Here is an 18,178-nt window from a genome sequence, read left to right as displayed (position 1 = left end):
GCGTTGTGAACGCAACGCAGAGTCCTCCTCTGCAATGCGCGCGTCTGCGCTGCAGCGTCAGCGTGCGCTGTGCGGCATCTGCTCAGCCATGTCGACCTCCGCGTGCCAGCATGTGGCACGCGCCGCAGTCTGCAGTGCTACTGCCGCACGCGCGGCAGGCTGCTCTTGCGCTGCATCAGGTCGTCACGCGCGAACAGCTCCGCGACCCAGTCGACGAACACGCGCAGCTTGGCGCTGAGATGGCGGTTGGGTGGGTAGACCACGTGGATCGGCACCGGCTCCGAGCACCAGTCGGCCAGCACGGGCTCGAGCTCGCCGCGGCTGATGTGGGTCTGCAGCATGAAGGTCGCGGCCTGCACGACGCCGAGTCCGGCGAGGCCGGCCGCCACGTAGGCGTTGGAGTCGTTGACCGACAGCACGTAACGGCCGGCCACCTCGATGCGCTCGCCGTCCTTGTGGAAGTCGAACGGGTACTGCCGGCCGGTGCGCGCCGAGAAGAAGCCGATCACCGCGTGCGCACCCGACTCGAGCTCGCGCGGGTGTCGCGGCATGCCGTGGCGCTTCAGGTAATCGGGCGACGCGGCGGCCAGGAACTGCAGCTCGCCGACGCGACGCGCCACCAGCGACTGGTCGATCAGCTCGCCACCGCGCAGCACGCAGTCGACGTTCTCGCTCAGCAGGTCGACCGGGCGGTCGCTGACGCCGAGGTCGATCTGGATGTCGGGATAGAGCGCATGGAACTGCGGCAGCGCCGGGATCAGCACCAGCGTGCCGACCGACGAGCCGACGTCGATGCGCAGCCGCCCGCGCGGGCTGGTCTTGGCGTGCGACATGCTCGACTCGAGTTCGTCGATGTCGCCCAGCAGCCGGATCGCGCGGTCGTAGTAGGCCGCGCCGTCCGGCGTGACCGTGACGCGCCGCGTCGTGCGGTTCAGCAGCTTGGTCTGCAGCTGCGCCTCGAGCATCTGCACCAGCCGCGTCACCGTGGGCTTGGGCAGCTGCAGCGAGTCGGCCGCCTTGGTGAAGTTGCCGGCCTCGACCACGCGCACGAAGGCCTGCATCGCAGAGAACTTGTCCATGGGCGCCGCCTCCCCGCGCTGGTGATGCCGCACCGATGCGGCGGCCGAATTATTGCGTTGGTGAAACAAAGCATGAGCAATGCGGCTATTTATTGTTTCAGCGACCGCCACTATCTTCTGCTGCATCGCAACACGCTTCATGCCGCTCCGGCGGCCCGAGGTCCACATGTCCACCACCCCTTCTCTGCTCGCCCCGCTCGCTCCGCGCCTCGGCGGCGCGTTGGCCTGGGCAGACCAGTGGATTCCGGTCGGCGCCGGCGAGCCGCTGAAGGCGCGCGTCTACGGCAGCCGCCCGCGCGGCCGCTCGGCGCCGCTGGTGCTGCACTTCCACGGCGGGGCTTTCGTGGCTGGCGGGCTGGACAGCGGCGCCACGGTCGCCGGCCTGCTGGCCGAGGCCGGCGCGGTGGTCGTGTCGCTCGACTACCCGCTGGCGCCCGCCCACCCCTTCCCCGCCGCCATCGAGGCCGGCCACGCCGCGCTCACCTGGATGCACCGCCACCGCAGCCGCCTGGCCGGCCAGAGCGCGACGGTCTGGGTCGCCGGCGAAGAGGCCGGTGGCAACCTGGCCGCGGCCGTGGCGCTGATGGCGCGCGACCGGCGCAGCCCGCCGCTGGCCGGCCAGATCCTGATGTCGCCGATGCTCGATCCCTGCGTGGCCACCGCCTCGCTGCGCGATGCCGACGCCGGCCCGGTGGGCTGCCTGTGGGCCGACGGCTGGCACCACTACCTGCCCGACGCCGCCGACGCCGACCACCCGTATGCGGCGCCCGCCTCGGCGATGCGGCTGACGGGCGTGCCGCGCACGCTGCTGATCACCGCGCAGGACGACCCGTTGCGCGACGAGGCGCTGGCCTATGCACGGCGGCTGCGCGACGCCGGCGTCGAGGTCGACGAAGCGTTTCTCGACCAACCCACCGGCTGGCCCTGCGCCTGCAAGCAGCCCGCCGGCGCGAAGGCGGCCTGGGCGCCCGTGGTCCGCGCGCAGTTCCAGGCCTTTCTGCAGCGCGCTCATGCGCCGGCCGCCGTTCCAGTTTCCGCGTCTTCCTCCATCCAGAACCACCGCCCCGGGAGCCTCTCATGAACCAGCCCTCTTCCTCTCCCAGCCCGCGCCGCCTGTGGGCCGCCGGCACCGCCCTCACCGCGCTGATCGCGGTGTCGGCCGCCTTCTTCGGACTCAACAGCCCCAACGCCGAGGCCAACCCGGCACCGACCGCCCCCGCGGCGACGCCGGTCTCGGTGGCCACCGTCGTGCAGAGCCAGGTCGCGGCGTGGGACGAGTTCTCCGGCCGCCTCGAAGCGGTGGAACGGGTCGACGTGCGCTCGCGCGTGGCCGGCGCGGTGCAGTCGGTGCACTTCCGCGAGGGCGCGCTGGTCAAGCAGGGCGAGCTGCTGATCACCATCGACCCGGCGCCCTATGCGGCCGACGTGGAGCGCGCCGAGGCGCAGGTGGTCGCCGCCCAGGCGCGCGTGGCGTACACGCGCAGCGAGCGTGACCGCGCCCAGCGCCTGTGGGACGAGCGCGCCATCGCGCAACGCGAGTACGACGAGCGCGTGAGCGGCCAGCTCGAGGCCGATGCCAGCCTGCGCGCCGCGCAGGCCGCACTGCAGTCGGCGCGCCTGAACCTCGGCTACACGCAGGTGCGTGCGCCGGTGGCCGGCCGCGTGGGCCGGCTCGAGATCACCGTCGGCAACCTGGTGGCGGCCGGCCCCGGCGCGCCGGTGCTGACCACGCTGGTGTCGGTGAGCCCGATCTACGCGAGCTTCGACGCCGACGAACAGGTGGTGGCGCGCGCGCTGAAGGACCTGCCGAGCGGCGCAAGCGCGCGCAGCCAGCTCGAGCGCATCCCGGTGCAGATGGGCACCGCCGCGAACAGCGACACGCCGCGGCTCGGCAGGCTGCAGCTGGTGGACAACCAGGTCGACGCGAAGAGCGGCACGGTGCGCGTGCGCGCCGTGTTCGACAACGCCGACGGCAGCCTGATGCCCGGCCAGTTCGCGCGGCTGCGCATGGGCCAGGCCCGCAACGGCAGCGCGCTGCTCGTCAACGAGCGCGCGGTCGGCACCGACCAGAGCAAGAAGTTCGTGATGGTGATCGGCGCCGACAACCGCGCCGAGTACCGCGAGGTGCGGCTCGGTGCCCACGTCGACGGACTGCGCGTCGTGACCGACGGCCTGAAGGCCGACGAGCGCATCGTCGTCAACGGCCTGCAGCGTATCCGTCCGGGCGCGCTGGTCGCGCCCAAGCCGGTGGCGATGGACGCCAAGCCCGAGCTGCAGGCGCGCGGCGACGCGGCCCCGCGATCCTGATGACCTGAACCGACCGGGGGCCCGACCCCCGGCGTCTCCGCCGTATCCCCGAGGGAGGGAGCCATGAACCTGTCCAAATTCTTCATCGACCGGCCGATCTTCGCCGGCGTGCTGTCGCTGCTGATGCTGATCGCCGGGCTGATCGCGCTGCGCGGCCTGCCGATCTCCGAGTACCCCGAGGTCGTGCCGCCCTCGGTGGTGGTGCGTGCGCAGTACCCGGGCGCCAACCCGAAGGTGATCGCCGAGACGGTCGCCACGCCGCTCGAGGAGGCCATCAACGGCGTGGAAGGCATGCTCTACATGGGCAGCCAGGCCACCACCGACGGCCTGATGACGCTGACCGTCACCTTCCGCCTCGGCACCGACCCCGACAAGGCCCAGCAGCTGGTGCAGAACCGCGTGTCGCAGGCCGAGCCGCGGCTGCCCGAGGAGGTGCGCCGCCTCGGCATCACCACCGTGAAGAGCTCGCCGGACCTGACGATGGTGGTGCACCTGCTGTCGCCGAACGACCGCTACGACATGACCTACCTGCGCAACTACGCGGTGCTCAACGTCAAGGACCGGCTGGCGCGCATCGACGGCGTGGGCCAGGTGCAGCTGTTCGGCTCGGGCGACTACGCGATGCGCGTCTGGCTCGATCCGCAGAAGGTGGCCGAGCGCGGCCTGTCGGCCAGCGACGTGGTGGCCGCGATCCGCCAGCAGAACGTGCAGGCCGCCGCCGGCGTGGTGGGCGCCTCGCCGGGCCTGCCGGGCGTGGACCTGCAGCTGTCGATCAATGCGCAGGGCCGGCTGCAGAACGAGGAGGAGTTCGGCGACATCATCGTCAAGACCGGCGCCGACGGCGCGGTGACGCGGCTGCGCGACCTGGGCCGCATCGAGCTCGGCGCGGCCGAGTACGCGCTGCGCTCGCTGCTCGACAACAAGTCGGCCGTCGCGGTGCCGATCTTCCAGGCGCCGGGCTCCAACGCCATCGAGATCTCGAACCAGGTGCGCGCCACCATGGCCGAGCTCAAGAAGTACATGCCCGAGGGCGTGGACTACGAGATCGTCTACGACCCCACGCAGTTCGTGCGCGCCTCCATCGAATCGGTGATCCACACGCTGCTCGAGGCGGTGGCGCTGGTGGTGCTGGTGGTGATCCTGTTCCTGCAGACCTGGCGAGCGTCGATCATCCCGCTGCTGGCGGTGCCGGTGTCGGTGATCGGCACCTTCGCGGTGATGCACCTGTTCGGCTTCTCGATCAACGCGCTGAGCCTGTTCGGCCTGGTGCTCGCGATCGGCATCGTGGTCGACGACGCGATCGTGGTGGTCGAGAACGTGGAGCGCAACATCGAGGCCGGCCTGTCGCCGCGCGACGCGACCTACCGCGCGATGCGCGAGGTCTCGGGGCCGATCATCGCGATCGCGCTGGTGCTGATCGCGGTGTTCGTGCCACTGGCCTTCATCAGCGGCCTGACCGGGCAGTTCTACCGCCAGTTCGCGCTGACGATCGCGATCTCCACGGTGATCTCGGCGATCAACTCGCTCACGCTGTCGCCGGCGCTCGCCGCGCTGCTGCTGAAGGGCCACGGTGCGCCCAAGGACGCGCTGACGCGCGGCATGGACCGCGTGTTCGGCCGCTTCTTCGCGCTGTTCAACCGCGCCTTCAAGCGCGGCGCCGAGGGCTACAGCGGCGGCGTCACGCGTGCCATCTCGCGCAAGGCGGTGATGATCGGCGTGTACCTGGTGTTCCTGGCGGTGACGGTGGGCCTGTTCAAGGCCGTGCCGAGCGGCTTCGTGCCGGCGCAGGACAAGCAGTACCTGATCGGCTTCGCGCAGCTGCCCGACGGCGCCACGCTCGACCGCACCGAGGACGTGATCCGCCGCATGGGCGACATCGCGCTGAAGACACCGGGCGTCGAGCACGCGGTGGCCTTCCCCGGCCTGTCGATCAACGGCTTCACCAACAGCTCCAACTCCGGCATCGTGTTCACGCCGCTGAAGCCCTTCGACGAGCGGCGCGACCCCAGCCTCAGCGGCGCCGCGATCGCGGCCGACCTGAACCGCCAGTTCTCGCAGATCGAGGACGCCTTCATCGTGATGTTCCCGCCCCCGCCGGTGCAGGGCCTGGGCACCACGGGCGGCTTCAAGCTGCAGCTCGAGGACCGCGGCTCGCTCGGCTACGCGGCGATGGACGCGGCGGTCAAGGCCTTCATGGCCAAGGCCCAGCAGGCGCCCGAGCTGGCCGGGCTGTTCTCGAGCTACCAGGTCAACGTGCCGCAGCTCTATGCCGACATCGACCGCACCAAGGCGCGCCAGCTCGGCGTCGCGGTGACCGACGTGTTCGACACGATGCAGATCTACCTCGGCTCGCTGTACGTCAACGACTTCAACAAGTTCGGTCGCACCTACACCGTGCGCGTGCAGGCCGACGCCTCGCACCGCGCACGCGCCGAGGACGTGGGCCTGCTGAAGGTGCGCTCGGCCTCCGGCGAGATGGTGCCGCTGTCGGCGCTGATGACGGTGCAGCCGAGCTTCGGCCCGGAGCGCGCGATGCGCTACAACGGCTACCTGTCGGCCGACATCAACGGCGGCCCGGCCCCGGGCTACTCGTCGGGCCAGGCGCAGGACGCGGTGAACCGCATCGCCGCCGAGACGCTGCCTCCGGGCATCGGCTACGAATGGACCGAGCTGACCTACCAGGAGATCCTGGCCGGCAACTCGGCGATGTGGGTGTTCCCGCTGGCGATCCTGCTGGTGTTCCTGGTGCTCGCCGCGCAGTACGAGAGCCTCACGCTGCCGCTGTCCATCATCCTGATCGTGCCGATGGGTCTGCTCGCGGCGATGACCGGCGTGTGGCTCGACGGCGGCGACAACAACGTCTTCACGCAGATCGGGCTGATCGTGCTGGTGGGGTTGAGCGCGAAGAACGCGATCCTGATCGTCGAGTTCGCGCGCGAGCTGGAGTTCGCCGGCCGCACGCCGGTGCAGGCGGCGATCGAGGCCAGCCGGTTGCGGCTGCGCCCGATCCTGATGACGTCGCTGGCCTTCGTGATGGGTGTGCTGCCGCTGGTGCTGTCGAGCGGCGCCGGTGCCGAGATGCGCCAGGCGATGGGCGTCGCGGTGTTCGCCGGGATGATCGGGGTGACCGCCTTCGGCCTCTTCCTCACGCCGGTGTTCTATGTGCTGCTGCGCCGCCTGGCCGGCAACCGCCCGCTGACGCAGCACGGCGAGGTGCCGCACGCCGAAGCCTTTGCCGGCACCCCCGGCACCGGCGGCGCGACCCTGAAGCCGCTGCCGGCCGCACCGGTGGCCCACCACGACTGAAGCAGCGGATCGCTGCACGTCCCTCCTTCCGAACAGAGAACGTCATGAAGCTTCCTTCTTCTTCGCCATCCTTCTCCGGTCGCCTGCAACGGCTGCCGCGGGCCGTGATGGCCCCGCTGTTCGCGGCGCTGGTGCTGGCCGGCTGCGCCACCGCCCCCGCCATCGACCCCGCGGCGCTGCCGGTCGCACCGGTGGCCTTCAAGGAAGGCGACGGCCGCTGGACCCCGGCCGCCCCGGCCGACGCGCAGCCGCGCGGCACGTGGTGGAAGGCCTTCGCCGACCCCACGCTCGACGAGCTGGTGGAGCGCGCCGGCCAGGCCAACAACAGCATCCAGACCGCCGCGGCGCGGCTGGCGCAGGCGCGCGCGCTGGTGCGCGCGGCCGACGCCGACCGGGCGCCGCAGGTCGGTGTCGGTGCCGGCGTCACGCGCGGTACCGAGGCCGGCGCCGGCCCGCGGCCGGGCACGCTGATCAGCACCGGCGCCAGCCTCGGTTACGAGGTCGACCTGTTCGGCCGCCTGGCCGGCGCCAGCCGTGCCGCTGCGCTGGACGCGCGGTCGCGCGAGGCGCTGCTGCAGAGCACCCGCCTGCTGGTGCAGGCCGACGTGGCGCAGACCTACCTGGCGCTGCGCGCCCTCGACGAGGAAAGCGCACTGGTTCGCGACACCGTCACCGCCTACCGCGACACGCTGAGCCTGATCGAGCGTCGTTTCAACGCCGGCGACATCGCCGAGCTCGACGTGGCACGGGTGCGCACCCAGGTGGCGTCGACCGAGTCGGAGGCACTGGCGCTCGACCGCCGCCGCGCGGAGCTCGAGCATGCGCTCGCGGTGCTGGTGGGCGCGGCGGCCTCCGACTTCCACGTGGACATCGCGGACTGGCGCAGCGCGCTGCCGGTCATCCCGGCCGGCGTGCCGAGCACGCTGCTGGCGCGCCGGCCCGACGTGTCGGCCGCACAGCAGGCGATGCTCGCGGCGCAGGCGCGCGTGGGCGTCGCGAAGGCGGCCTGGTTCCCGAATCTCGCTCTCACCGCTTCCGGCGGGTTTGCATCGCCGGAGCTGGGCGACCTGTTCCAGTGGTCGGCGCGCTCCTGGGGCATCGGCGCGCTGCTGTCGCTGCCGCTGTTCGACGGCGGCCGGCGCGAGGCCGGCGTGCAGAACGCGAGCGCCGAACTCGACGCCGCGCTGGCCGGCTACCGCGAGCAGGTGCTGGTGGCCTTCCGCGACGTCGAGGACCAGTTGTCGGCGCTGCGCTACCTGGCCGCTCAGGACAGCGCGCAGGTCCGCGCGGTTGCGGCCGCGAGCCGTGCGACGGTGCTGTCGAGCTCGCGCTACCGCAACGGCCTGGTGAGCCAGCTCGACCTGCTGGACGCGCAGCGCAGCGAACTCGCCAACCGCCGGCAGGCGCTGCAGGTGCGTTCGGCGCAGTACCAGGCGACGGTGGGCCTGGTACGCGCCCTGGGCGGCGCGTGGGACGCGCCGGCCGGCGTGGTGGGCACGGTCGCGCCCGCGCAGGCCGCGGTCGGCAGCTGAGCGGCGAGGCGGGCCGCTCGCGGTCTCAGCGCTCGCCGGGCTGGGGCGTGTGCAGGTTCCTGAGCCAGCGCATCCGCTCGGCGTCGGGCGGCTTCGTCAGCAGGCTCACGGCCACCGCCACCGCCAGCCCGAACGGCACCGCGAACACGGCCGCCGCGACCGGATGGATGTCGAACCAGCGGGTTGCGGCCGAGGGCGGGCCCAGCCCGAACAGCGCACGGCCCATCTCGAAGTTGACCGCCATGTAGTACACGCACAGGCCCAGGCCGGCCAGCATGCCGGACGAGGCGCCGATGCCGTTGGCGCGCGGCCAGAAGATGCCCAGCGCCAGCGCCGGGAAGAAGGCCGCGGCCGCCAGCGAGAACGCCGCCGCGACCAGCGGCACCACCTGGGCGATGTGCAGCGACGCGACATAGGCCGCCAGCAGCGCGACCAGCAGCACCACCATCTTCGCCATCAGCACGCGGCGCGCCGGGCTGATCTGCGGGTTGACCGACTGGTAGTACACGTCGCGCGACAGCGAGTTGGAGATCGTGAGCAGCAGGCCGTCGGCGGTGGACAGCGCCGCGGCCAGGCCGCCGGCCGCGACGAGGTAGGTCACGACGCTCGGCAGCCCGCCGATCTCGGGGGCGGCCAGCACGATCATGTCGCTGCTCAACTTGAGCTCGCCGAACTGCAGCAGTCCGTCGCCGTTGACGTCCTCCACCGACACCAGCGAGCCGCTCAACCGCGACCAGCGCAGCAGCCAGCCCGGCAGCTCGCTGAACGGCAGGCCCACCACGTGCGTCAGCACCTCGTGCTTCACGAACACCGCGAGCGCGGGCGCCATCAGGTAGAGCAGCAGGATGAAGAACAGCGCCCAGCCCACCGAGCGCCGCGCGGCACGCACCGACGGCGTGGTGTAGCAGCGCATCAGCACGTGCGGCATCGCGGCGGTGCCGACCATCAGGCACAGCACCAGCGCGAGGAAGTTGCGCCGGGCCGAGCTCTCCGTCGCATCGGCGCTGCCGGGCGGCCCATCCGTGCCGTCGGCGACGGTGCGCACCGGCCCGGCATGAGGGGGCAGCCCGCCGAGCGGCCGGGCCCGGGCGGCGGCCTCGTCGCGTGCCTTCACATAGCTCTCGCGAGCGTCTTCCTCGTTGCGCGGCAGCGTGGCCTGCATCCGCCGCAGTTGCTGGATCTGGGCCAGCGGCGCGGCCTCGGCGCGCAATTGCGCGATCTGCGCCGACAGCAGGCGGTCGTCTTCCGCCATGCTGGCCCGCACATCGCCGAGCTTGGCATCGGCCTGCGCGGCGCGCTGCGCATAGCGCGCCATCACCTCGCGCTCGCGCGGGTCGGCGACGAGCTGGCGCTCGCGCTCGCTCACCTGCTGCAACTGCGCTCCGTAGGCGAACGGCGCGACCGGGTTGCCGGTCTGCTTGACCGACAGCCACACCGTCGGCACCAGGTAGGCCACGATCAGCACGATGTACTGCGCGACCTGGGTCCAGGTGACCGCCCGCATGCCGCCGAGGAAGGAGCACACCAGCACACCACCGAGGCCGACGAACACGCCGATCTCGAAGCTGAAGCCGGCCAGGTGCGAGGTGACCAGGCCCACGCCGTAGATCTGCACCACCAGGTAGACGAAGGACACCAGCACGGCGGCCGCCGCGCCGACGAGGCGCGGCAGCGAACCGCCGTAGCGAGCGCCCAGGAAATCGGGAATGGTGAACTGCCCGAAACGGCGCAGGTAGGGGGCCAGCAGCACCGCGACCAGGCAATAGCCGCCGGTCCAGCCGAGGATGTAGGCGAGGCCGGCGAAGCCCTGCAGGTAGAGCACGCCGGCGGTTCCGATGAACGAGGCCGCCGACATCCAGTCGGCCGCGGTGGCCATGCCGTTGTACATCGCCGGCACGCGCCGGCCGGCGACGAAGTACTCGGTCTCGTCGGTGGTGCGGCACAGCAGGCCGATGACGGCATAGACGCCGATCGTCGCGATCAGGAAGGTGGCGCCCACCCAGCCGTGCCGGCCGCCGCCGCGATCGACCATGCCGACCAGCGCGACGAAGGCCAGCACGCCCAGCGCGAACAGGCCGTAGATGCGGTGCAGCCGGCGCTCGAAGCCGCGGGCCGGATCAGCCAAGCCCGCGCTCCCCAGGCGGCGCCGGCTCGTCGGCGTGGAAGCGCGCGTCCAGCCGTTCCATCGTCAGGGCATAGCCCACGACGATGGCCAGGTAGACCAGCAGCGCGCCCTGGGCGACGATCCAGTAGCCGAGCGGAAAGCCGGCCACGCTGTCCGGCAGGACCTGCGCCAGACCGGGAAAGAACACGGTGACGCCGGCCCACAGCGCCACCAGCGCGGCCGTCAGGCGCAGCACGCGCCGCCCGTGGCGCGCCTGCCTCGGGCGCTCGCGGTCCGCCGGTCCCTCCATGGCCTGCCCCTGCGTCGCGGCGCGCCTGCAGCGCCGCTCAGGCCGCGGCGGCGTGGCGTCGGGCCACCCAGTAGGTCGCGCCCTCGCTGCCATAGCGCTCGGCGTGCGGCACGTCGTGCGCCAGGTCGAAGCGGTCACCGGGGCGCAGGTGGCGGGTCTGCGTGTCCACCGTCAGCCACATCTCGCCCTGGACCACCAGGGCCTCGACCGAGAACGGATGCGTATGCGTGTCCAGCTCGACGAGCGGCTGCCAGCTGCGCTCGATCACCTCGTCGTACCCTCGCGCCCGCGCGGCGGCCTCGAATTCCGGGAACGTGACGGCGCTCATAGGTGACCCCGCTGTCGGTTGCTGTGGATGCGGATTCTGCCTGCGGCGAATCGGCGCTGTGCGGGCGACGACACCCCGTCAGACCTCGGCAAACCCCGCGCGCTGCGGGTAGACGTTGCGGAACGGCCGGATGTCGACCCGCGCGTAGAGTCCGCCGACCGTGAAGGGCTCGTTCGCCAGCCAGTCCTCGACCGCGGCGCGGTCGGCGAACTCGGCGACGATCAGGCTCCCGGCCATCGCGCCGGCCTCGTCGAGCAGCGGGCCGGCGATCGCCAGGCGGTCGGCGATCAGATCGAGGTGCGCCCGGTGCGCCGGGCGCAGCCGCTGGCGCAGCTCGAGGCTGGCGGGCTTGTCGATCATGTGCAGGGCGAAGAGCATGCGGACTCCGGAAGGTCGTGGGTGAGGGAAGACTCGATTCTGCGGCGTCGCGGCGCCACAATGCGCCGCAGGCTGCGGCCGGCGATCGGCCGCCTCAGCCCCCACTTGCGACAGGAGACCCTCATGAGCACCGGCCCGCTGGACCGATTCGTCCAGGATCTGGACACCTGCTGGACCGAGACCGCCGGCGCGGAAGCCGCGCTGCTGCCACGCGTCGAGGCGCTGATGCGCACGCTGGTGGCGCACGACGACTGGCTCGACCCCGCGATGGCCCAGCCGCACCCGCAGTACTACCAGCAGTACCTGCTGCATGCCGACCCGCAGGACCGCTACTCGGTGGTGAGCTTCGTCTGGGGCCCGGGCCAGCAGACGCCGATCCACGACCACACGGTGTGGGGCGTGATCGGCATGCTGCGCGGCGCCGAGCGCGCCCAGGCCTACGTGCTGGCCGACGACGGCACGCCGCGGCCGAGCGGCCCCGAGGAGCACCTGCAGCCGGGCGACGTGGCCTGCGTGTCGCCGCGCATCGGCGACGTGCACCGCGTGCGCAACGGCCACGACGACCGCGTGTCCATCAGCATCCACGCCTACGGCGGCAACATCGGGAAGATCCGCCGCCACGTGTTCCCGCCCGAAGGCGGCGCGGCCAAGGATTTCGTCTCCGGCTACTCCAGCCCGGTGCGCGGCTGAGCCGCGGGCCGCCGTCAGCGGCGGCCCGTGCCGGCCTGGCCGCCGCAGTGGCGGATGAAGTCGGCGGTGGTGCGGCCGGGGCGCTTGTCGCGGCGCAGCACCATCGACAGGCGGCGCGTCGGCAGCGGCAGGCGCGTGTCCAGCGCCACCAGCTGCCCGTCGGCCAGCGACTGCGCGACCGCGTGGCGAGACAGGCAGCCGAGCCAGCCACCGGCCGCCACCACATGCTTGATGGCCTCGGTGCTGCCGAGTTCGATGCCCACCTTCACCTGCGGCAGGTACTGCACCAGCCAGGCATCGGCGACCTGGCGCGTCCCGGAGCCCTGTTCGCGCAGCACCCAGGTGGCCTGGGCGAGCTGGCGCTGCGTGGCCACCCGCCCCGCGAGCGGGTGTTCGGGCGCGGCGACGATCACGAGCTCGTCGCTCAGCCACGGGTGCACGACCAGGTCGGGGTGGGTCTGCGGCCCCTCGATGAAGCCGACGTCGGCGTCGAATGCCGCCACCGCCTCCACCACCTCGCGGGTGTTGCCGATGCGCAGCTGCACCGGACTGGCCGGGTGGGTGAGCATCCAGCGCGACACGCGCTCGGGCAGCAGGTACTCGCCGATCGTGAAGCTCGCGGCCACGCGTAGCGGCGCCGCATGCGCGCCGCTGAACAGGCCCTCCAGCTCGGCGGCATCGTCGAGCAGGCTCTGCGCCCGCGGCAGCAGCGCACGGCCGTTCTCGTTGAGCAGCACGCGGCGGCCCACGCGGTCGAACAGCTGCACGCCGACCACCGCCTCCAGCTCGGCCAGCGCGGTGCTGGCCGCCGACTGCGAGCGCGCCACGCGGTCGGCCGCGGCGCGCGTGCTGCCCTCGCGTGCGGTGGCCACGAACACCTCGAGCTGACGCAGCCCCAGGCGCAGCCGCGCGGGCAACAGCAGCGGCGGCGCGCCGTCGACCGCCACGGCGGCGCGCGCCGGGCGCTTTTTCTTTTGATCTGATTTATCGATCATCGTGAGCAATATTCTCCGCTTTTTCCTTTGAGTTCACGTCACTACCATCGATCGCAGCCCTCAGCCAACCCGGGACCGGACGGTGTTCAAGTTCCTCTCCAGCGATCCGATCCACGACCCGCTCGCGCCGCCGCTGCCGGCCGCGCCCACCGAGGTCAAGTGCACCACCTGCTACATGTGCGCCTGCCGCTGCGGCATCCGGGTGCACCTGCGACAGGGCGAGAACGGCCCGGAGGTGCGCTACATCGACGGCAACCCCGCACACCCGATCAACCAGGGCGTGATCTGCGCCAAGGGCTCGTCGGGGATCATGAAGCAGGTCTCGCCGGCACGGCTCACGCAGCCGCTGCTGCGCAAGAAGGGCAGCGAACGCGGCGCCGGCGAGTTCGAGCCCATCAGCTGGGACCTCGCGTTCGAGATGCTGACCGAGCGGCTGCAGAAGATCCGCTCCACCGACCCGAAGAAGTTCGCGCTGTTCACCGGCCGCGACCAGATGCAGGCGCTCACCGGCCTGTTCGCGCGCCAGTTCGGCACGCCCAACTACGCGGCTCACGGCGGCTTCTGCTCGGTGAACATGGCCGCCGGCATGATCTACACGATCGGCGGCTCGTTCTGGGAATTCGGCGGCCCCGACCTCGACCACGCGCGGCTGTTCGTGATGATCGGCACCGCCGAGGACCACCACAGCAACCCGATGAAGATCGCGCTGAGCAAGTTCAAGCGCGCGGGCGGACGCTTCATCTCGATCAACCCGGTGCGCACCGGCTACTCGGCGATCGCCGACGAGTGGATCCCGATCAAGCCGGGCACCGACGGTGCCCTGTTCATGGCGCTGCTGCACGAGCTGATCGCTTCCGATCTGATCGACCGGCCCTTCCTGCAGCGCTACACCAACGCGCCGCAGCTGGTGGTGCTGGAGGACGGCGAGCGCGAGGGCCTGTTCGCCTTCGATCCGGCAGCGGGCCCGCCGGGCGACGGCCGCAACCCGCACAACAAGCTGGTGTGGGACCTCGCCAGCGGCAGCGTGAAGGCGGCCTACCCCGAGGGCATCGCCGAGGGCTGCGAGCCGGCGCTGGAAGGTCATTACCGGCTGGCCGACGGCACGCGTGTCGCGCCGTCGTTCGAGCTGCTGCGCGAGCGCGTGGCCACCTGCACGCCGGAGTGGGCGTCGCAGATCACCGGCATCCCCGCCGAGCGCATCCGCAAGCTGGCGCGCGAGCTGGGCGAGACGGCGCTGCAGCAGGCCTTCGAGCTGCCGATTCCCTGGACCGACGCCTGGGGCAGGCAGCACCCGACCACCGCCGCGCGGCCGGTCGCCTTCCATGCGATGCGCGGCCTGGCGGCGCACTCCAACGGCTTCCAGACGGTGCGTGCGCTGGCGGTGCTGATGAGCGTGCTGGGCACGATCGACGCGCCCGGCGGCTTTCGCCACAAGGCGCCCTACCCGCGCCACATCGTGCCCAACTACCGGGCTTTCAACTCGCCGGAGATGATCCAGCCCAACACGCCGCTCAACGCGGCGCCGCTGGGTTTCCCGGCCAGCCCCGACGAGCTGGCGATCAACCCCGACGGCTCACCGATCCGCATCGACCATGCGTTCTCGTGGGAGCACCCGCTGTCGGCGCACGGCCTGATGCACAACGTGATCACCAACGCCACCAAGGGCGATCCCTACCGCATCGACACGCTGCTGATCTTCATGGCCAACATGGCCTGGAACTCGACCATGAACACCATGGCCGTGCGCGAGATGCTCAATGCGAAGGCCGAGGACGGCGAATTCAAGATCCCCTTCCTGGTGGTGTGCGACGCCTTCCAGAGCGAGATGGTGGCGTTCGCCGACCTGGTGCTGCCCGACACCACCTACCTCGAGCGCCACGACGTGATGAGCATGCTCGACCGGCCGATCTCGGAGTTCGACGGCCCGGTCGACTCGGTGCGCGTGCCGGTGCTGCCGCCGACCGGCCAGTGCAAGCCGTTCCAGGAGGTGCTGATCGAACTGGCCTCGCGGCTCAAGTTCCCGGCCTTCACCACCGCCGAGGGCGGGCGCAAGTTCACCGGCTACCCGGACTTCGTCGTGAAGTTCGAACCGCAGCCCGGCATCGGCTTCCTGATGGGATGGCGCGGCGAGCACGGCGACAAGCACCTGCGCGGCGCGCCCAATCCGAAGCAGTGGGAGATGTACGAGAAGAACAACTGCGTCTTCCAGTACCACCTGCCCAAGGACATGCAGTACATGCGCAACTGGAACCGCGGCTACCTCGACTTCGCCAAGGAGCACGGCTGGCGCCAGCGCAACGACCCGGTGCAGCTGGCGCTGTACTCCGACACGCTGCAGAGCTTCCGGCTCGCGGCGCAGGGCAAGACCCCGGGCCGCCGGCCGCCCGAGCACCTGCGCGAGCGCATCGCGACCTACTTCGATCCGCTGCCGTTCTGGTACCCGCCGCTCGAGTACGCGGCCACCGACGAGGCCGCCTACCCGCTGAACGCGATCACGCAGCGGCCGATGGCGATGTACCACTCCTGGGATTCCCAGAATGCCTGGCTGCGCCAGATCCACAGCCACAACTACCTGCAGGTCAACCCGCTCACCGCGCAGGCCGCGGGCATCGCCGACGGCGGCTGGTGCTGGGTCGAGAGCCCCTGGGGCCAGGTGCGCTGCATGCTGCGCTACAGCGAGGCCGTGGAGCCCGGCACCGTGTGGACCTGGAACGCGATCGGCAAGGCCGACGGCGCCTGGCAGCTCGCGCCCGGCGCCGACGAGTCGCGCAAGGGCTTCCTGCTCAACCACCTGATCTCCGAGGAACTGCCGCTGCGCGGCCCGGACGGTGCTGCGGGAACGGTCAGCAACTCCGATCCGATCACCGGCCAGGCCGGCTGGTACGACGTGCGGGTGCGCATCCGGCCCGCCGAGCCCGAGGAGCCCGCCGAGACCTTCCCGCAGGTGAAGGCCACGCCGGCCCCCCCGGGGTGCGCGGCACGACGTCGCGGGTGCTGACCTATTTCGCGGGGCGCAAGACATCATGATCCAGTGGCTGAAAGACCTGATGAAGTCCGAGCTCGTCGCCGAGGCCCCGGCCCGGCGGAGCGACACGCCTTCGGCACGACGCAGCCACGGCGACGGCGACGAGCCACCGGAGACGCTGGCCAAGCAACTGGCGCTGGTGATCGACCTCAACGTCTGCGTCGGCTGCCACGCCTGCGTGACCGCCTGCAAGCAGTGGAACACCTCCGGCTCGGCCGGTCCGCTGGCCGACGAGAACGCCTATGCGGCCAGCCCGACCGGCACCTTCTTCAACCGCGTGCAGACCTACGAGGCCGGTGTCTTCCCGGGCACCGACACCGTGCACTTCCCCAAGAGCTGCCTGCACTGCGAGGACCCGCCCTGCGTGCCGGTGTGCCCCACCGGCGCGAGCTACAAGCGCAAGGAGGACGGCATCGTGCTGGTCGACTACGACAAGTGCATCGGATGCAAGTACTGCTCCTGGGCCTGCCCCTACGGCGCACGCGAGCTCGACGAGGAACGGCAGGTGATGACCAAGTGCACGCTGTGCGTCGACCGCATCTACGACGAGCGGTTGCCGAAGGCCGATCGCCGGCCGGCGTGCGTGATGGCCTGCCCGACCGGTGCGCGCCTGTTCGGTGACGTGAAGGACCCGGACTCCGATGTGTCCAGGGCGATCCGCGAACGCGGTGGCTACGCGCTGATGCCGGAGTGGGAAACGCAGCCGGCCAACCAGTACCTGCCGCGACGCATCACCGAGGTGGCCGGGCCGCGACCCGACGGCGCGCCCGGCCCCGCCGGCACGGCGCATTGAGCGGGAGCGCCGCATGCACCCCGCGTTCTCGATCGTCTTCTTCACCACGCTGGCCGGCGTCGCGCAGGGCCTGGTGGTGGCGCTCGCCCTGGCGGTGCTGCTCGGCCCGGCGCCGTCGATCGGCTTCCTGAGCGCGGCGCTGCTGCTGGCCGGCGTGCTGCTGCTGCTCGGCCTGGGCGCCTCCTTCCTGCACCTGGGCCGGCCCGAACGGGCCTGGCGCGCGGCGCTGATGTGGCGCACCTCGTGGATGTCGCGCGAGGTGATCGTGCTGCCGGCCTTCATCGGCATCGTGGCGCTGTGGTGGCTGGCGCTTCGATGGGGCGGCGTCACGCCGTGGGCGACGCTGCTGCCGGTGGCGGCGCTGGTCGGCGCGGCCTTGCTCTGGTACTGCACGGCGATGATCTACGCCTGCGTGCGCTTCATCCAGGAGTGGGCCCACCCGCTGACGCTGGTGAACTACACGCTGATCGGCCTGTCGTCGGGGCTGGTGCTGGCCAGCGCGCTGGCGGCCGGCCACGGCGAGGCCGCACTGCTGCGCGCCGTGGCGCCCTGGGCGCTGATCGCCACACTGGCCGCCTGGTTCACGCGCACGCTGGCGCTGCGCCGCAATGCCGCGCTGAAGCCGAAGTCGACGCTGCAGTCGGCCACCGGCATCCGCGCGCCGCAGCTGGTGCAGAAGTCGATGGGCATGTCGGCCGGCTCGTTCAACACCCGCGAGTTCTTCCATGGCGCGGGGCTGGCCGCGATGCGACAGACCAAGCTCGCCTTCCTGGTGCTCGGCTTCGCGCTGCCGTCGCTGCTGCTGGCCTGGGGCCTGCTCGGCGGCCCGGCTGTCGTGTGGTGGCTGGCGCTGGGGGTGCAGGCGCCGGGGCTGGTGGCCGAGCGCTGGTTCTTCTTCGCCCAGGCCCGCCACCCGCAGAACCTGTATTACCAGCAGGTGTCGTGAGCCGCGGCTACCCGGCGGCCAGCCCTTCCAGGCGCTGCGACCACTCCTCGTAGGAACCGAGCAGCGTCCACTGGAAGTCGCACATGAAGTCGTAGCCGAGCTTGAACAGCGGCAGGCTGTGCGTCAGCGCGTCGATCTGCTCGACCGACTCCACCTCCACGATCGCCACCACCTCGTAGCGCCCCGGCACCTTCCAGACCTTGTGGATCACGCCGGCCGCGACGCCGGCCGCCACCGCCGCGGACTCCTGCTTCCAGGCGCCGAAGAACTCCTGGTTCGACATGCGGTCGGGCTTGCGTAGATGGGCGTGAAGCAGCACTTGCATGGGTCTCCTCCGGAACGATGAAGCGGCCACTTTAGGGGCGTCGCCGCCTGCCCGTGCCCG

General features: G+C 71.4%; 14 protein-coding genes and 1 pseudogene. 8 read left to right on the top strand and 7 right to left on the bottom strand.

What is annotated here, in order from left to right; translation table 11 throughout:
- Nucleotides 1–137: 137 nt before the first annotated feature.
- Nucleotides 138–1,079: a LysR family transcriptional regulator gene (locus tag C1M51_RS13495; RefSeq protein WP_129450511.1), complete on the bottom strand. Its 942-nt coding sequence runs from the start codon at nucleotides 1,077–1,079 to the stop codon at nucleotides 138–140.
- A gap of 166 nt (nucleotides 1,080–1,245) precedes the next feature.
- Between C1M51_RS13495 and C1M51_RS13490 the strand changes: the two genes are divergently transcribed.
- From C1M51_RS13490 to C1M51_RS13475, 4 genes are all read left to right on the top strand, one after another.
- Nucleotides 1,246–2,160, top strand: coding sequence for an alpha/beta hydrolase (locus C1M51_RS13490; protein WP_129450509.1), 915 nt, complete (start codon nucleotides 1,246–1,248; stop codon nucleotides 2,158–2,160).
- On the top strand, nucleotides 2,157–3,386 hold the full coding sequence (locus C1M51_RS13485) for an efflux RND transporter periplasmic adaptor subunit (protein WP_129450508.1): 1,230 nt from the start codon (nucleotides 2,157–2,159) through the stop codon (nucleotides 3,384–3,386). The genes C1M51_RS13490 and C1M51_RS13485 overlap by 4 nt, the downstream gene beginning before the upstream one ends.
- Before the next feature lie 63 nt (nucleotides 3,387–3,449).
- The gene (locus tag C1M51_RS13480) at nucleotides 3,450–6,692 is read left to right on the top strand and encodes an efflux RND transporter permease subunit (protein ID WP_129450506.1); all 3,243 of its coding nucleotides are present in this window, start codon (nucleotides 3,450–3,452) and stop codon (nucleotides 6,690–6,692) included.
- Nucleotides 6,693–6,736: 44 nt separating this feature from the next.
- On the top strand, nucleotides 6,737–8,224 hold the full coding sequence (locus C1M51_RS13475; protein ID WP_409072609.1) for an efflux transporter outer membrane subunit: 1,488 nt from the start codon (nucleotides 6,737–6,739) through the stop codon (nucleotides 8,222–8,224).
- Between the two features lie 25 nt (nucleotides 8,225–8,249).
- Here C1M51_RS13475 and C1M51_RS13470 read toward each other — a convergent pair whose 3' ends face one another.
- The 4 genes from C1M51_RS13470 to C1M51_RS13455 form a co-directional block, all read right to left on the bottom strand.
- Complete coding sequence (locus tag C1M51_RS13470; protein WP_129450504.1) at nucleotides 8,250–10,349, bottom strand: sodium:solute symporter family protein; 2,100 nt, start codon at nucleotides 10,347–10,349, stop codon at nucleotides 8,250–8,252.
- Entirely contained in the window at nucleotides 10,342–10,638 is a 297-nt protein-coding gene (locus C1M51_RS13465) for a DUF4212 domain-containing protein (RefSeq protein WP_129450502.1), read from the bottom strand. The genes C1M51_RS13470 and C1M51_RS13465 overlap by 8 nt, the downstream gene beginning before the upstream one ends.
- Before the next feature lie 37 nt (nucleotides 10,639–10,675).
- Complete coding sequence (locus tag C1M51_RS13460) at nucleotides 10,676–10,966, bottom strand: cupin domain-containing protein (protein ID WP_129450500.1); 291 nt, start codon at nucleotides 10,964–10,966, stop codon at nucleotides 10,676–10,678.
- A gap of 78 nt (nucleotides 10,967–11,044) precedes the next feature.
- Nucleotides 11,045–11,344: a YciI family protein gene (locus tag C1M51_RS13455; protein WP_129450498.1), complete on the bottom strand. Its 300-nt coding sequence runs from the start codon at nucleotides 11,342–11,344 to the stop codon at nucleotides 11,045–11,047.
- A gap of 123 nt (nucleotides 11,345–11,467) precedes the next feature.
- Between C1M51_RS13455 and C1M51_RS13450 the strand changes: the two genes are divergently transcribed.
- A complete protein-coding gene (locus tag C1M51_RS13450; RefSeq protein WP_129450497.1) occupies nucleotides 11,468–12,034 on the top strand; it encodes a cysteine dioxygenase in 567 nt (188 codons plus the stop codon).
- A gap of 14 nt (nucleotides 12,035–12,048) precedes the next feature.
- Here the strand turns inward: C1M51_RS13450 and C1M51_RS13445 are convergent, their stop codons facing one another.
- Nucleotides 12,049–13,029, bottom strand: coding sequence for a LysR family transcriptional regulator (locus tag C1M51_RS13445; RefSeq protein WP_129450495.1), 981 nt, complete (start codon nucleotides 13,027–13,029; stop codon nucleotides 12,049–12,051).
- 82 nt (nucleotides 13,030–13,111) lie between these two features.
- On the opposite strand from C1M51_RS13445, the pseudogene C1M51_RS13440 reads away from it, so the two are divergent.
- The 3 genes and pseudogenes from C1M51_RS13440 (at nucleotide 13,112) to C1M51_RS13430 (ending at nucleotide 17,793) form a co-directional block, all read left to right on the top strand.
- Nucleotides 13,112–16,056, top strand: a pseudogene (locus C1M51_RS13440) (molybdopterin-dependent oxidoreductase).
- Nucleotides 16,053–16,847 (top strand): 4Fe-4S dicluster domain-containing protein, encoded by a 795-nt coding sequence (locus C1M51_RS13435; RefSeq protein WP_242499690.1) that lies wholly within the window; start codon nucleotides 16,053–16,055, stop codon nucleotides 16,845–16,847. The pseudogene C1M51_RS13440 and the gene C1M51_RS13435 overlap by 4 nt, the downstream one beginning before the upstream one ends.
- Nucleotides 16,848–16,860: 13 nt before the next feature.
- A complete protein-coding gene (locus C1M51_RS13430; protein ID WP_129450491.1) occupies nucleotides 16,861–17,793 on the top strand; it encodes a DmsC/YnfH family molybdoenzyme membrane anchor subunit in 933 nt (310 codons plus the stop codon).
- Between the two features lie 7 nt (nucleotides 17,794–17,800).
- Here C1M51_RS13430 and C1M51_RS13425 read toward each other — a convergent pair whose 3' ends face one another.
- Nucleotides 17,801–18,118 (bottom strand): muconolactone Delta-isomerase family protein, encoded by a 318-nt coding sequence (locus C1M51_RS13425; RefSeq protein ID WP_165349692.1) that lies wholly within the window; start codon nucleotides 18,116–18,118, stop codon nucleotides 17,801–17,803.
- Nucleotides 18,119–18,178 lie beyond the last annotated feature (60 nt).

Source organism: Methylibium sp. Pch-M, from assembly GCF_004136295.1.
In the GTDB taxonomy this organism is placed as follows: Bacteria; Pseudomonadota; Gammaproteobacteria; order Burkholderiales; family Burkholderiaceae_C; genus Methylibium; species Methylibium petroleiphilum.
The sequence above is the reverse complement of the archived record's forward strand: the minus strand, read 5'-3'. Positions and strand labels throughout refer to the sequence as shown.